Here is a 13,869-nt window from a genome sequence, read left to right as displayed (position 1 = left end):
GACCAGTAGGAAGTCTCCGTGGACATCCCCGCGATCACCCCGCCCGACGCCGAGTTCCACCGGGCCGCGGTGGCCCGGCACGCCGAGCTCGCCGTCCCGTTGGGCGGTCTGGGCCGCCTCGCCGAGCTGGGCTGCTGGCTCGCCGCCGCGCAGGGCGCGTGCCCGCCGCTGCCGCCCGGGCGGCCGCGCGTGGTCGTCGTCGCCGCCGACCACGGGATCGCCGCGGCCGGGGTCTCCCGCGACGCCGCGTCCGCGACCCTCGACCAGGTGCGGTCGGTGCGCGAGCACACCGCGCCGGTCTCGGTGCTCGCGCCGGTGAGCGGGGCGTCGATCCGCGTCCTCGACGTCGGTCTCGACCACGACTCGTCCGACCCGCACCACGTCCGCCGCGGCTCCGGCCGCATCGACCGCGAGGACGCGCTCACCGCGGAGGAGGCCGAGCAGGCGTTCGCCGCGGGGCGCGCCGTCGTCGACGAGGAGGTGGACGGCGGGGCCGACCTGCTCATCCCCGCCTCGCTCGGCGTGGGCGCCACGACGTCGGCCTCGACGCTGGTCAGCGCGCTGTCCGGCACCGAGCCGGTGGCCGTGATCGGCCGGGGCAGCGGCATCGACGACCAGAGCTGGATGCGCAAGGCCGCCGCCGTCCGCGACGCGCTGCGCCGGGCCAAGCCGCACGTCCGCGACCCGCTCGCGCTGCTGCGCACCGCGGGAGGCGCCGACCTGGCCGCGCTCACCGGGATCCTCGTGCAGGCCGCGGTGCGCCGGACGCCGGTGCTCGTCGACGGGCTGGTCGTGGGCGCGGCCGCGATGGTCGCCGACGAGCTGGCGCCCGGCGCCCGCGCGTGGTGGCTGGCCGCGCAGCGCTCGCCCGAGCCCGCGATGGCGCTCGCCCTGTCGCACCTGAGCCTCGACCCGGTGCTCGACCTCGGCCTGCGCACCGGTGACGGCACGGGTGCCGTCGCCGTCCTCCCGCTGCTGCAGATGGCCGCCCGGGTGCTGGCCGAGACCGCCACGCTCGTCGACCTGGCGTGAGGGCCCTCGCCCTCGCGCTGAGCTGGCTGACGGTCCTGCCGGTCCGCACCGGGGCCCCCGACGCCCGCACCGCGGCCGGGGCGATCCGCTGGGCCCCCGTCGTGGGCGGGCTGCTCGGGGCCGCGGCGGGCGGGGTGCTGCTCGGGCTGACCGCGCTGGGCGTGGCCCCGCTCGTCGCCGGGCTGCTCGCCGTCGGGTTCCTCGGCCTGGCCACCCGCGGCATGCACCTCGACGGGCTGGCCGACACCGCCGACGGCCTCGGCTGCTACGGCCCCCCGGAGCGCGCGCTGGCCGTGATGCGCGACGGCGGGGCGGGCCCGTTCGGGGTGGTGGCGCTGGTCGTCGCGGTCGGGGTGCAGGCGGCGGCGCTGGCCGCGCACCCGTGGCTCGACGCGGCGATCGGACCCGGCGGTGGGCCGTGGCCGGCGCTCGCGCTCGTCGGCAGCACGGCACTGGCCGCCGCCGCGGGGCGCGCCGGGTTCGGCTGGGTGTGCCGGCGCGGCATCCCGGCCGCGCGGCCCGGTGGCCTGGGCGCGACGGTCGCCGGCTCGCAGCCCGCGTGGGTCCCGGTGCTGTGGTGGCTGGCACTGGCCGTCGCCGGCTCCGCCCTGGCCGGCGTCCGCGGGGTGGTGGCGGTGGCACTGGGCGCGGTGCTGGTGGCGCTGCTGTCGTGGCACACCGCCCGCCGGTTCGGCGGCATGACGGGCGACGTGCTGGGCGCGGCGACCGAGCTGGCGACGACCGCGGCGCTGGTCGTGCTGGTCAGCGGCCCCTGATTCCTCGTGCGCGGGAACGGCTGCTCCCGCCGCCGTTTCCGCGCACGGGCTTCACTTCACCAGCGTGTGCATCCAGCTGTGCGTGTCGGGCGCCGTGCCCCGCTGGATCTTCGTGAGCAGGTCGCGCAGCCTCATCGTGACCGGGCCGGGCTCCCCGCCCCCGACGACGACCTCGCCCTCGTTGTGCTTGACCTTCCCGACCGGCGTGATCACCGCCGCCGTGCCGCACGCGAAGACCTCGCTGATGGCCCCGGAGGCGCAGCCGGTGAGCCACTCCTCCGCGGAGATCCGGCGCTCGGTGACCTCGCAGCCGAGCTCCTTGGCCAGCAGCAGCAGCGAGTCCCGGGTGATGCCCGGGAGGATGGAGCCGCTCAGCTCGGGCGTGACGACCTCCACCGAGTCGCCCGACCCGAACACGTAGAACAGGTTCATCCCGCCCATCTCCTCGACCCACCGGTGCTCGGCGGCGTCGAGGTAGGCGACCTGCGCGCAGCCGTGCGCGGTGGCCTGGGCCTGCGGCAGCAGCGACGCGGCGTAGTTGCCGCCGCACTTCGCGGTGCCGGTGCCGCCCACCGCGGCGCGGGTGAAGTCGGTGCACAGCCACACGTCGACGGGCTGGACCCCGCCCGGGAAGTACGCGCCCGCGGGCGAGGCGATGAGCACGTAGAGGTACTCCGCCGACGGCCGGACCCCGAGCCCGACCTCGGTGGCGAGCATGAACGGCCGCAGGTACACCGACTCCTCGCCGCCCGCGGGCGGCACCCACGCCCGGTCGACGGTGAGCAGCTCGGTGAGCGAGGCGAGGAACAGCTCGTCGGGCAGCTCGGCCATCGCGAGGCGCCCCGCGGACGCGCGGAAGCGGGCCGCGTTGGCGTCGGGGCGGAACGAGGCGACGGAGCCGTCGGGCTGCTGGTAGGCCTTGAGCCCCTCGAAGATCTCCTGGCCGTAGTGCAGCACCATCGAGGCCGGGTCGAGCAGCAGCGGTCCGTAGGGCACGACCGACGGGCTGTGCCAGCCCTGCTCGGCGGTCCACGGGATCGTCACCATGTGGTCGGTGAAGTACCGGCCGAAACCGGGGTCGGCGAGGATCTCGGCACGCCGGTCCTCCGGCACCGGTGACGGGTGGGGGGTGCGGGAGAACGCGGTCATGGCCGTGACGGTAGCAAGAGTCAGCGCACGTGTGACGCGACGAACGGCGGCTTCACGACGAGGCACTCCAGCGCCCGCCCGCGGACGTCGACCGAGACGGTGTCGTCGAGGCCCACCCCCGACGCGGAGTCGATCAGGGCGAGCGCGATCCCGCACTTCAGGGTGGGCGAGAACGTGCCGGAGGTGGTGACGCCGACCCGGGCTCCCCCGGCCAGCACGTCCATCCCCGCGCGGGGCACGCCGCGGCCGGTGGCGCGCAGGCCGCGCAGCCGCCGGACGGGCCCGGCCGCCTTCTCCGCGGCGAGCGCGTCCTTGCCCCGGAACGCCTCCTTCGCCCAGCCGACGGCCCAGCCGCTGCCCGCCTGCACCGGCGAGATGTCGACGGAGAGGTCCTGGCCGTGCAGCGGGTAGCCCATCTCGGTGCGCAGCGTGTCGCGGGCGGCGAGACCCGCCGGCCGGGCCCCCGCGGCGACGATCCGGTCCCACACGGCGGGAGCGTCGGCGGCGGGGACGAGCAGCTCGTAGCCCCGTTCGCCGGTGTAACCGGTGCGGCACACCCGCATGCCGTCGACGTCGGCGAACGCCATGTAGTCCAGCTCGGGCACGTCGGGGAGCACGTCGGCGACCCGGGGACCCTGCACGGCGAGCACCGCGAGGTCGCGGTGCCGGTCGGTGACGGTGACGCCCGCGGGGGCGTCGGCGCGCAGGATCTCCGCGACCGCGGCGGCGTTGGCGGCGTTGGGGACGGCGAGCACCTCGTCGGGGCCGACCAGGTAGACGATGACGTCGTCGACCACGCCGCCGCCGTCGGTGCAGCACAGCGTGTACTGCGCCTGGCCGGGGGCGATCTTCCCGAGGTCGGCGGTGAAGGTGCGGTTCACCAGCTCGGCCGCGCCGGGGCCGGTGATGGCGAGCTTGCCGAGGTGGCTGACGTCGAACACGCCGACGCCCTCGCGCACGGCGGTGTGCTCGGCGACCGTGCCGTCGGGGTAGGACAGCGGCATCGACCACCCGCCGAACGCCCCGAGGGTGGCCCCGAGTGCGAGGTGGCGGTCGTGCAGCGGGCTGGTGAGGAGATCGTCCACGCCCGGGACGCTACCGGGCGCGGTCGCCGCCCAGCATCGTGCAGAGGGTCCACCCGATCACCAGCACCAGCACCGTGATCGCCACCTGCGGGAAGGGCAGCAGCGCGGCGAGGGCCAGGCACAGCACGAACCCGGCCCAGGACGTCCACATCGGCCAGCGGCGCTCGTCGCGGGTCAGCCGCAGGGCCGCGAGGTTGATCACGGCGTAGTAGACGAGGACCGAGCAGGCCGACAGCGCGATGGCCGCGGCCGGCCCGGCGACGAGCGCGATCCCGATCGCGACGAGGCCGCCCGCGACGTCGGCCCGCCACGGGGTGCCCGTGCGGCCGATGACGGCCAGCGCACCCGGCAGCTCGGTGCGCCGGGCCATCGCCAGCGCCGTGCGGCTGACGCCGACCAGCACCGACAGCAGCGCCGACCCCGCCGCGACGGCCGCCCCGACGCGGACGAGCACGCCCAGCGACGGCGACGGCCCGGTGTCGACGAGCGTCACGAGCGGGGAGGTCTCGGTGGCGAGGCGGTCGATCCCGAGCCCGACGATCAGCGCGATCCCGACCAGCAGGTACGTCACGAGCGCGATCGCGAGCGCCACCTCGACGGCGCGGCGCAGGGTGCGCGCGGGGTCGCGGACCTCCTCGGCGAGCGTCGCGATGCGGGCGTACCCGGCGAACGCGAAGAAGATCAGCCCGGCCGCGGTGAACGCGCCCAGCGGGCCACCGGCCACCTGCTGCGGGATCTCCCCGGTCGGCACGGCGGCCGCGGTGACGTCGTCGCCCGCCCCGAGCAGCCCGCTGACGACCACCAGCGCGAGCACCGCCAGCGTGCCGCCGACCAGCGCGTACGCGCCGCGGGCCGTCCAGCGGATCCCCGAGGTGTTCAGCGCGGTGACCGCCACGATGACGACGACCGCGGCCGCCACGGGCTGCGAGGGCAGCACGTAGCTGCCGAACACCCCCGCCGCCGCGGCGGCCGAGGACGTCTTGCCCGCCAGGAACGCGACGCCGGCGAGCCGCCCGGCCCCTGGCGCGAGCCGCTCGCGGCCGTAGACGTAGCCGCCGCCGCTCTCCGGGTGCGCGACGGCGAGGTCGGCGGTGGACCCGGCGTTGCAGGTCGCCACCGCCGCGGCCAGGACGACCGCCACCAGCAGCCAGGGACCCGCCGCGGCCGCCGCGGGTCCCCAGACGGCGAACACCCCCGTCCCGAGCATCGCCGCGAGACCGAGGACCACCGCATCCGGTGTCCCCAGCCGTCTCTGCACGCTCTCTGGCACCGCGACACCCTGTCATCCGCCCCTGCCGGTCGGACGACCGCGGCGGTGTCATTAGCATCTCGAACCGGTCTCACCCGAGGAGTCCGTCGAGAGGAGCACCGTGCCCACCGAACTGCAGCTCGGCAGCGGCGACCCCGCCGCCGCCACCGTCGACGCCGTCGTGATCGGCCTGTCCGCCACCGAGGGGGACCTGGCCCTCGCGGACGGCGCCGTCGAGATCGACACCGCCTTCGACGGCGCGCTCGCCGAGCTGCTCGCGGTGGCGGGCGCCACCGGCAAGCTCGAGGAGGTCGTGCGGATCCCCACCCGCGGGGCGATCACCGCGCCGCTGCTGGTGGCCGTCGGGCTCGGGACGGGCGACCCCGGACCCGACGCCGTGCGCCGCGCCTCGGGGGCGGCGGCCCGCGCGCTCGCCGGCACCGGTCACGCCCTGTCGACGCTGGGCCGCATCGACCTCGCCGCGGCCGCGGAGGGCACGCTGCTCGGGGCGTACGCGTTCACCGAGTTCCGCGGCAACGGCGGCGGCACGGAGCCGGTGGGGCGGGTCGACGTCCTGTCCTCCGACGCCGACGCGGCCGACGCCCTGCGCGTCGCCACCGCGGTGGCCACCGCCGTCACCACCGCCCGCGACCTCATCAACACCCCGCCCAACGCGCTGTACCCGGAGTCGTTCGCCGCCCGGGCGCGGGAGCTGGCGGAGGCCGCGGGCGTCGAGGTCGAGGTGCTCGACGACGTCGCGCTCGTCGAGGGCGGGTTCGGCGGCGTGTCCGGCGTCGGGCAGGGCTCGGCGCGCAAGCCCCGGCTCGTGCGGCTGACCTGGGCGGGCGGCGACGCCCCGCGCAAGAAGGTCGCGCTCGTCGGCAAGGGCATCACGTTCGACACCGGCGGCATCTCGATCAAGCCGGCCGCGAACATGGACCAGATGACCTCGGACATGAGCGGGGCCGCCGCCGTCATCGCGACGACCGTGCTCGCCGCGCGCCTCGGGCTGCCGGTCGCCGTCACCGCGACCGTCCCGATGGCCGAGAACATGCCGTCCGACACCGCCTACCGGCCCGGTGACGTGCTGACCATGTACGGCGGGAAGACCGTCGAGGTGCTCAACACCGACGCCGAGGGCCGGCTGATCCTGGCCGACGCGATCGTCCGCGCCGCCGAGGACGAGCCCGACTACCTCATCGAGACCTCCACCCTGACCGGCGCGCAGATGGTGGCGCTCGGCACCCGCACCGCGGGCGTCATGGGCACCGAGGAGCTGCGCGACCGCATCGCCGCCCACGCGCAGGCCACGGGCGAGGGCGGGTGGGCCATGCCGCTGCCCGAGCACCTGCGCGCCGACCTCGACTCCCGCGTGGCCGACCTCGCCAACGTCTCCGGCACCCGCTGGGGCGGCATGCTCGTGGCCGGGGTGTTCCTGTCGGAGTTCGTGCCCGACGGCCTGCCGTGGGCCCACATCGACATCGCCGGCCCGAGCTTCCACACCGGCGGCCCGTACGGCTACACCGCGAAGGGCGGCACCGGCGTCCCCGTCCGCACCCTGTGGGCCCTGCTCACCGACATCGCCGAGAACGGCTGACCGGGGTCACGGGCCGTCGCGGCGGGCCCGTTCGCGGAGGATCTTCTCGCGGGCGTCGTGGTCGCGCATGCGCTGCGGGTAGCCCATCAGCTGCGTGTCGTACACCGGCATCTTCAGCGACCTCGCCAGCCTGCGGGCCGCGTCCGGGCCGGTGACGCGGCGCCGCGTCCACGCCCCGTCGGCGTCGACGAGCAGCATCGTGGTCTCGGTGACCGCGGTGCGCGGCTCGACGAACCCCTCGACGCCCTCGTGCGCGGCGAACCACTCCCGCAGGTGCTCCTCGTCCTCGCGCCGCCCGGTGCGCGTGGTGCCCGCGCGCCGTCCCCGCAACCTGTCCAGCAGGCCCATCTCCGACCACCTCCTGCGATCCCCAACGCGCAGGGGCACGGATTCTCTCCCGACCCGACCAGGGCTCACACGACGGCGCGCCGGATGACAGGATGGCCGCAGGCGGCGTGACATGCCGCGACGGCTGATCTCGATAGGGAGTTCTCACGTGCCCGAGCACAACGCGGACCTGGTGATCCTCGGCGGCGGATCGGGTGGTTACGCCTGCGCGCTGCGCGCTGCGGAGCTGGGGATGTCGGTCGTGCTGATCGAGAAGGACAAGCTCGGCGGCACCTGCCTGCACTACGGCTGCATCCCGACCAAGGCACTGCTGCACGCGGCCGAGGTGGCCGACTCCGCCCGCGAGGGCGAGCGCATCGGCGTGCGGAGCACGTTCGACGGCATCGACATGGCGGGCGTCAACTCCTACAAGGACGGCGTGATCGCCAAGCTCTACAAGGGGCTGCAGGGGCTGGTGAAGTCCCGCAAGATCACCCTGGTCGACGGAACGGGCCGGTTCGAGGGCCCGAACGCCGTCGTCGTCGGCGACGACCGGTACGTCGGGAAGAAGGTGGTGCTCGCCACCGGCAGCTACGCGAAGTCGCTGCCCGGCCTCGACATCGGCGGCCGCATCGTCACCTCCTACGAGGCGATCCACCTCGACGAGGCCCCGAAGCGGGTCGTGGTGCTCGGCGGCGGCGTCATCGGCGTCGAGTTCGCCAGCGTCTTCAAGAGCTTCGGCGCCGACGTCACGATCGTCGAGGCGCTGCCGCACCTGGTGCCCAACGAGGACGAGTTCGCGTCCAAGGCCCTGGAGCGCGCGTTCCGCAAGCGCAAGATCACCTTCAAGACCGGCGTGAAGTTCACCGGCGCCAAGCAGACCGACGACGCCGTCACGGTGTCGCTGGAGTCCGGCGAGGAGATCGAGGCCGACCTGCTGCTCGTCGCCATCGGCCGCGGCCCCAACACCGCCAACGCCGGGTACGAGGAGGCGGGCGTCACGATGGAGCGCGGCTTCGTCCTCACCGACGAGCGGCTGCGCACCAACCTCGAGAACGTCTACGCGCTCGGCGACATCGTCCCCGGCCTGCAGCTCGCGCACCGCGGCTTCGCCCAGGGCATCTTCCTCGCCGAGGACCTGGCCGGGCTCAACCCGCCGGTGCTCGACGAGGCCGGCATCCCGCGCGTCACCTACTGCGAGCCGGAGGTCGCCTCCGTCGGCCTCACCGAGACGCAGGCCAAGGAGAAGTACGGCGAGATCGAGACGCTCACCTACGACCTGGCCGGCAACGGCAAGTCGCAGATCCTGCAGACGCAGGGCGCGATCAAGCTGATCAAGACCGGCGCCAAGGGCACCGAGGGGCCGGTCGTCGGCATCCACATGGTCGGCGCCCGCGTCGGCGAGCTCATCGGCGAGGCCCAGCTGGTCTACAACTGGGACGCCCAGGCCGAGGACGTCGCCGCCCTGATCCACGCCCACCCCACCCAGAACGAGGCGTTCGGCGAGGCGTTCCTGGCGCTGGCCGGCAAGCCCCTGCACAGCCACTCCTGACCGCTCCCCCGATCCGCGTAGAAGTAAGGAGCCCCGAGAGCCATGGCGTTCTCCGTCCAGATGCCCGCGCTCGGTGAGAGCGTCACCGAGGGCACCGTCACCCGCTGGCTCAAGCAGGAGGGTGACCGGGTCGAGGTCGACGAGCCGTTGCTCGAGGTCTCCACCGACAAGGTCGACACCGAGATCCCCTCTCCCGCCGCCGGTGTGCTGCAGCGCATCGTCGCCGGGGAGGACGAGACCGTCGAGGTCGGCGGCGAGCTCGCCGTCATCGGCGACGGCGAGGAGTCCGGCGGCGGCGACTCCGGCGGTGACTCCGGTGACGCCCCCGCGGAGCCCGCGGCCGAGGAGGAGCCCGCCCAGGAGGAGGCCCCCGCCGAGGAGCCCTCCACCGAGCAGGAGGAGCCGGAGGAGGCCCCGAAGGCCGCCACGGAGTCCACCGGCTCCGGCACCGCGATCACCATGCCCGAGCTGGGCGAGAGCGTCACCGAGGGCACCGTGACGCGCTGGCTCAAGGAGGTCGGCGACTCCGTCGAGGTCGACGAGCCGCTGCTCGAGGTCTCCACCGACAAGGTCGACACCGAGATCCCGTCCCCCGTCGCCGGCACGCTGCTGGAGATCACCGCGGGCGAGGACGAGACCGTCGAGGTCGGCGGGCAGCTCGCCGTCATCGGCGACGGGTCCGCCGCTCCCGCGGAGGCCGAGGAGAAGCCCGCCCCGGAGCCGGAGAAGAAGCCGGAGCCGAAGCAGGCCGAGCCGGCGGAGAAGGCGGAGCCCGCCCCGAAGGCGCAGGAGAAGGCCCCCGCGGAGGCCCCGAAGGCGCAGGAGGCGGCCGAGCGCGAGGACGTCGCCTCCGAGCAGCCGTCGCGGCCCGAGTCGAACGGTTCCTCCGGCGGCGGCGACGCCCCCACCGGCGCCCCGTACGTCACGCCGCTGGTCCGCAAGCTGGCCACCGAGCACGGCGTCGACCTCTCGACGGTCACCGGGTCCGGGGTCGGCGGGCGCATCCGCAAGCAGGACGTGCTCGCCGCGGCGGAGTCGGCCGCCCCCGAGCCGGAGCCCGCACCCGAGCCCGCCGCGGCCCCGGCGTCCTCGGGTGGAGCGGGCGGGTCGGCCCCGGCCGCGCCGCAGGCCGTCGCCAAGCCGGCCAAGGGCGCCCCGGAGCCCGGCACCACGGTGAAGATGCCGCGCCTGCGCCAGGTGATCGCGCAGCGGATGACCGAGTCGCTGGCGGTCTCCGCGCAGCTCACGACGGTCCAGCAGGTCGACATGACCCGCATCGCGAAGCTCCGCACGCGGGCGAAGGCGGAGTTCGAGCGCCGCGAGGGCGTCAAGCTCACCTTCCTGCCGTTCTTCGCGAAGGCGGTCGTCGAGGCGCTCAAGGCGTTCCCGCAGGTCAACGCGTCGATCAACGACGAGACCAAGGAGGTGACGTACCACGCGAACGTGCACCTCGCGGTCGCGGTCGACACCCCCCGCGGCCTCCTCGTCCCGGTCATCAAGAACGCCGAGGACCTCAACATCGCCGGGATCGCCCGCAAGATCGCCGACGTCGCGGCCCGCACGCGCGACAGCAAGATCGGCCCCGACGAGCTGTCCGGCGGCACGTTCACCATCACCAACATCGGCAGCGCCGGTGCGCTGTTCGACACACCGATCATCAACCAGCCCCAGGTCGCCATCCTGGGCACCGGCGTGATCACCAAGCAGCCGATGGTGGTGACGGGCGCCGACGGCGACGACGTCATCGCGGTCCGTTCCGTCTGCTACCTGCCGCTGACCTACGACCACCGCCTGGTCGACGGCGCCGACGCCGGCCGGTTCGTCTCGGCGATCAAGGCCCGGCTCGAGGAGGGCGCGTTCGAGGCCGATCTCGGCCTCTAGCCCCGGCCGCACGGAGGGCGCGCGACCCCGGGTCGCGCGCCCTTCGCCGTTCCGCGAGTATTCACCGCGTGCGCGTCGTCATCGCCGGTTCGTCCGGTCTGATCGGAACAGCTCTGGTCTCCCACCTGCGGGAGGCGGGGCACGACGTCCTGCGGCTCGTCCGCAGGCCGCCGGCCGCCCCCGACGAGCGGGGGTGGGACCCCCCGGCCGGGCGCATCGACGACGGCACCTTCGACGGCGTCGACGCGGTGATCAACCTGGGCGGTGTCGGGATCGCCGACCGCCCGTGGACCGGTGCGCGCAAGCAGGAGGTGCGCGACAGCCGGCTGGTGCCCACGGAGGTGCTGGCCGCCGCCGTCGCCGAGCACGGGGTGCCCGCGTTCCTGTCCGGGTCCGCCACCGGCTTCTACGGCGACACGGCGGGTCGCGCGGTCGACGAGACCGCTCCGCACGGCGCCGGGTTCCTCGCCGAGGTGTGCGCCGAGTGGGAGGCCGCCACGGCGAAGGCGCAGGAGGCCGGGGCCCGGGTGGTCCTGCTCCGCACCGGTCTCGTGCTGTCCCCCGCCGGTGGGCTGCTCGGCCTGCTGCGGCCGCTGTTCAAGGCGTTCCTGGGCGGGCGGCTCGGCCCGGGCACGCAGTACATGCCCTGGGTGTCGCTCGACGACGAGGTGGGCGGGATCCGGTTCGCGCTGGAGACGCCGTCGATCAGCGGCCCGGTGAACCTCGTCGGGCCCACGCCCGTCACCAACGCGGAGCTGACGAAGGCGCTGGCCGCCGCCGTCGGCCGGCCCACGTCGATCCCCGTCCCGGCGTTCCTGATCCGGACCGTCGGCGGGTCGATGGGCGAGGAGATGCTGCTCTACGGGCAGCGCGTCGTGCCCGCCCGGCTGCAGGCCGCCGGGTACCAGTTCCGGCACCAGGCGATCGGCGAGGCGCTCTCCGCCGCCGTCGGCTCGTGACCCCCGACGTCCTCGTCGTCGGCGCCGGGCTCGCGGGGTTGCGCGCCGCGCAGCTGCTCACCCACCGCGGGCTCGACGTCGTGGTCCTCGACGCCGCCGACCGGCCCGGCGGCCGGATGGCCACCGACGTCGTCGACGGGTTCCGCTGCGACCGCGGGTTCCAGGTGCTCAACACCTCCTACCCGGCGCTGCGGGCCGCCGCGAACCTGCCCGCGCTCGACCTGCGCGCGTTCGAGCCGGGTGCGGCGATCCGCGGCGCCGGGGGCAGGCTGCACCGGTTCACCAACCCCGCGCGGCGCCCGTCGCAGGCGGTCGCGACGGCCGTCGACGGGCTGTTCGGCGTCGCCGACAAGGCGAAGCTGGTCGCCTGGACCGCCCGCGTGCTGGCCGCCCCGCCGTCGCGCACGGCCGGGATGATCGACCGGTCGGCCGCGCAGGACCTCGCGGCCGCGGGTCTGGACGGGCCGGTCGTGGAGCGGTTCCTGCGGCCGTTCCTGTCCGGTGTGCTCGGGGAGTCGGCGCTGGAGACCTCGGCGGGCTACGTGCGGCTGGTGTGGCGCAGCTTCGCGCTCGGCACGGTCGCGGTGCCCGCCGAGGGCATGGGTGCGCTGCCCGCGCAGCTCGCCGCGGGGCTGCCCGACGGCGTGCTCCGGCTGGGGCGGCGCGTCACGACCGTGCGGCCCGGTGTCGTGCACACCGCCGACGGCGAGCTGACGGCGCGGGCGGTGCTCGTCGCGACCGACCCGGTCACCGCGGGGACCCTGCTCCCCGGCCTCGACGTCGCGCCGATGCACGCGCTCACCACCTACTACCACGTCACGGACACCCCGCCCGCCGAGCTGCCGGTCCTGCACCTCGACGCCACGCGCGGCCCCGTCGCCAACACCGTGGTGCTCACCCGCGCCGCCCCCGGCTACTCCCCCGACCGCCGGTCGCTGATCTCCTCGACCGTGCTCGGCGCCCCGCAGCCGGAGCCGGAGGTCCGCCGCGAGCTGGCCCGGATCTACGGCCGACCGGCCGGCGGGTGGGAGCACCTGCACACCGCGGACGTCCGCGCCGCCCTTCCGGCGTTCCGCCCGGGCCACCCGGTGCGGCGCGACGTCGCGCTCGGCGACGGCCTGTTCGTGGCGGGCGACCACCGCGACACCCCGTCGACGCAGGGGGCGCTGGTCAGCGGCCGGCGCGCGGCGCAGGCGGTGCTGGCGCACCTGGGGGTCTGAGCGGGCCTGCGACGAGTGGTTGCCGGAACAGGTGCTTGGTTCACTCCACCGGATCCGGTCCCACCCGAGGAGCCCCCGTGCCGCTCGCACTCCTGCCCCGCCCGGTCGACGACGCCACCCGCCGCCGGTTCCTCGGCCTGCTGGGCGCGGCCGGCCTGGTCACCGCCTGCGCCCCGGCTCCGGCGACGGGTCCCGTCGAGCCCGGCTTCCCGCGCACCGTCACCACCCCCGACGACGGGCCGGTGGTGCTGGACCGGGCCCCGCGCCGGATCGTCGTGATGAACGGCAACCGCGTCGTCCCGTTCCTGGCGCCCTTCCTGACCGCGGAGTACGAGATCGTCGGCTACGGCGGCGAGGCGACCCCGGAGGAGTACCCCTGGATCGCCGAGCAGCTCGCGGGCGGGCCCGCCTTCGGCATCGCCGACGGGGTGCCGGTCGAGGCGATCGCGGCGCTCGAACCGGACCTCATCCTGGCCAACGGCGACCTCGGCGACTACTGGGAGCCCGCCCGCGCCGTCGCGCCGCTCGTCCAGCTGCCGGAGACCGACCTGCGGGCCACCGTCACGCTCCTCGGCGAGGTCTTCGGCGCGCCGGACACGGCGCGGCGGGTGATCGGCGAGGTGGACGCGCAGATCACCGCGGCCCGGCGCGCCACCCCGGTCACCGCCGCGGTGCTGCTGAGCTACCAGGACGACGGGACCGTCAACTTCCGCGTGCCCGGCGCCGAGCTGCCCAACTTCCTGGCCGAGCTGAACGTGCGGGTGGCGGACTCCCCCACCGCCGTCGACGGCTACGAGGACGTGTCGCTGGAGCTCGCCTCCGCACGCCTCGACGTCGACGTGGTGATCATCGGCCACGCGGGTGACGAGCTGCAGGCCGCTCTGCTCGCCGACCCGGTGTTCTCGGCGATCCCGGTCATCGCGCAGGGCCGCTGCGTCGTGCTGACCGCGCAGCAGAACGCCGCGGGGTTCCCGGTCACCCCGCCGACCGTCCCGGTCCTGCTCGACGCGCTCGCCCCGGTGCTGGAGCTCTGACCCGGTCC

Annotated in this window: 12 protein-coding genes; 8 read left to right on the top strand and 4 right to left on the bottom strand. The window is 75.3% G+C overall.

Annotation, left to right across the window (positions count from 1 at the left end; translation table 11 throughout):
- Positions 1-18: 18 nt before the first annotated feature.
- A complete protein-coding gene (locus H6H00_RS17680; protein ID WP_185716862.1) occupies positions 19-1,032 on the top strand; it encodes a nicotinate-nucleotide--dimethylbenzimidazole phosphoribosyltransferase in 1,014 nt (337 codons plus the stop codon).
- Positions 1,029-1,808 (top strand): adenosylcobinamide-GDP ribazoletransferase, encoded by a 780-nt coding sequence (locus tag H6H00_RS17675; protein ID WP_185716861.1) that lies wholly within the window; start codon positions 1,029-1,031, stop codon positions 1,806-1,808. Before H6H00_RS17680 ends, H6H00_RS17675 begins: the two co-directional genes overlap by 4 nt.
- 51 nt (positions 1,809-1,859) lie before the next feature.
- Here H6H00_RS17675 and H6H00_RS17670 read toward each other — a convergent pair whose 3' ends face one another.
- The 3 genes from H6H00_RS17670 to H6H00_RS17660 are packed head-to-tail and all read right to left on the bottom strand — an operon-like array spanning position 1,860 to position 5,312.
- Positions 1,860-2,957 carry a branched-chain amino acid aminotransferase gene (locus H6H00_RS17670; RefSeq protein ID WP_185716860.1) on the bottom strand — a complete coding sequence of 366 codons (1,098 nt, stop codon included), beginning with the start codon at positions 2,955-2,957 and terminating at the stop codon, positions 1,860-1,862.
- Between the two features lie 20 nt (positions 2,958-2,977).
- Positions 2,978-4,042, bottom strand: coding sequence for a glycine cleavage system aminomethyltransferase GcvT (gcvT, locus tag H6H00_RS17665; protein ID WP_185716859.1), 1,065 nt, complete (start codon positions 4,040-4,042; stop codon positions 2,978-2,980).
- A gap of 10 nt (positions 4,043-4,052) precedes the next feature.
- The gene (locus H6H00_RS17660; protein ID WP_221775570.1) at positions 4,053-5,312 is read right to left on the bottom strand and encodes an APC family permease; all 1,260 of its coding nucleotides are present in this window, start codon (positions 5,310-5,312) and stop codon (positions 4,053-4,055) included.
- A gap of 100 nt (positions 5,313-5,412) precedes the next feature.
- Here H6H00_RS17660 and H6H00_RS17655 point away from each other — a divergent pair, with 100 nt between their 5' ends.
- Positions 5,413-6,888: a leucyl aminopeptidase gene (locus tag H6H00_RS17655; RefSeq protein ID WP_185716858.1), complete on the top strand. Its 1,476-nt coding sequence runs from the start codon at positions 5,413-5,415 to the stop codon at positions 6,886-6,888.
- Between the two features lie 6 nt (positions 6,889-6,894).
- Here H6H00_RS17655 and H6H00_RS17650 read toward each other — a convergent pair whose 3' ends face one another.
- Positions 6,895-7,236 (bottom strand): oxidoreductase, encoded by a 342-nt coding sequence (locus H6H00_RS17650; protein ID WP_185716857.1) that lies wholly within the window; start codon positions 7,234-7,236, stop codon positions 6,895-6,897.
- A 148-nt stretch (positions 7,237-7,384) separates the two neighbouring features.
- Here H6H00_RS17650 and lpdA point away from each other — a divergent pair, with 148 nt between their 5' ends.
- The 5 genes from lpdA to H6H00_RS17625 all read left to right on the top strand — a co-directional run bounded on the left by lpdA (position 7,385) and on the right by H6H00_RS17625 (position 13,861).
- Complete coding sequence (gene lpdA / locus H6H00_RS17645; RefSeq protein ID WP_185716856.1) at positions 7,385-8,767, top strand: dihydrolipoyl dehydrogenase; 1,383 nt, start codon at positions 7,385-7,387, stop codon at positions 8,765-8,767.
- Between the two features lie 42 nt (positions 8,768-8,809).
- Positions 8,810-10,648 (top strand): 2-oxoglutarate dehydrogenase, E2 component, dihydrolipoamide succinyltransferase, encoded by a 1,839-nt coding sequence (gene sucB / locus H6H00_RS17640; protein WP_185716855.1) that lies wholly within the window; start codon positions 8,810-8,812, stop codon positions 10,646-10,648.
- 68 nt (positions 10,649-10,716) lie between these two features.
- A complete protein-coding gene (locus H6H00_RS17635; protein WP_185716854.1) occupies positions 10,717-11,607 on the top strand; it encodes a TIGR01777 family oxidoreductase in 891 nt (296 codons plus the stop codon).
- Positions 11,604-12,827, top strand: a complete 1,224-nt coding sequence (locus H6H00_RS17630; RefSeq protein WP_185716853.1) for an NAD(P)/FAD-dependent oxidoreductase — start codon at positions 11,604-11,606, stop codon at positions 12,825-12,827. The genes H6H00_RS17635 and H6H00_RS17630 overlap by 4 nt, the downstream gene beginning before the upstream one ends.
- A gap of 77 nt (positions 12,828-12,904) precedes the next feature.
- Complete coding sequence (locus H6H00_RS17625; RefSeq protein ID WP_185716852.1) at positions 12,905-13,861, top strand: ABC transporter substrate-binding protein; 957 nt, start codon at positions 12,905-12,907, stop codon at positions 13,859-13,861.
- The last annotated feature ends 8 nt before the right edge of the window (positions 13,862-13,869 follow it).

Source organism: Pseudonocardia petroleophila, assembly GCF_014235185.1.
In the GTDB taxonomy this organism is placed as follows: Bacteria; Actinomycetota; Actinomycetes; order Mycobacteriales; family Pseudonocardiaceae; genus Pseudonocardia; species Pseudonocardia petroleophila.
The sequence above is the reverse complement of the archived record's forward strand: the minus strand, read 5'-3'. Positions and strand labels throughout refer to the sequence as shown.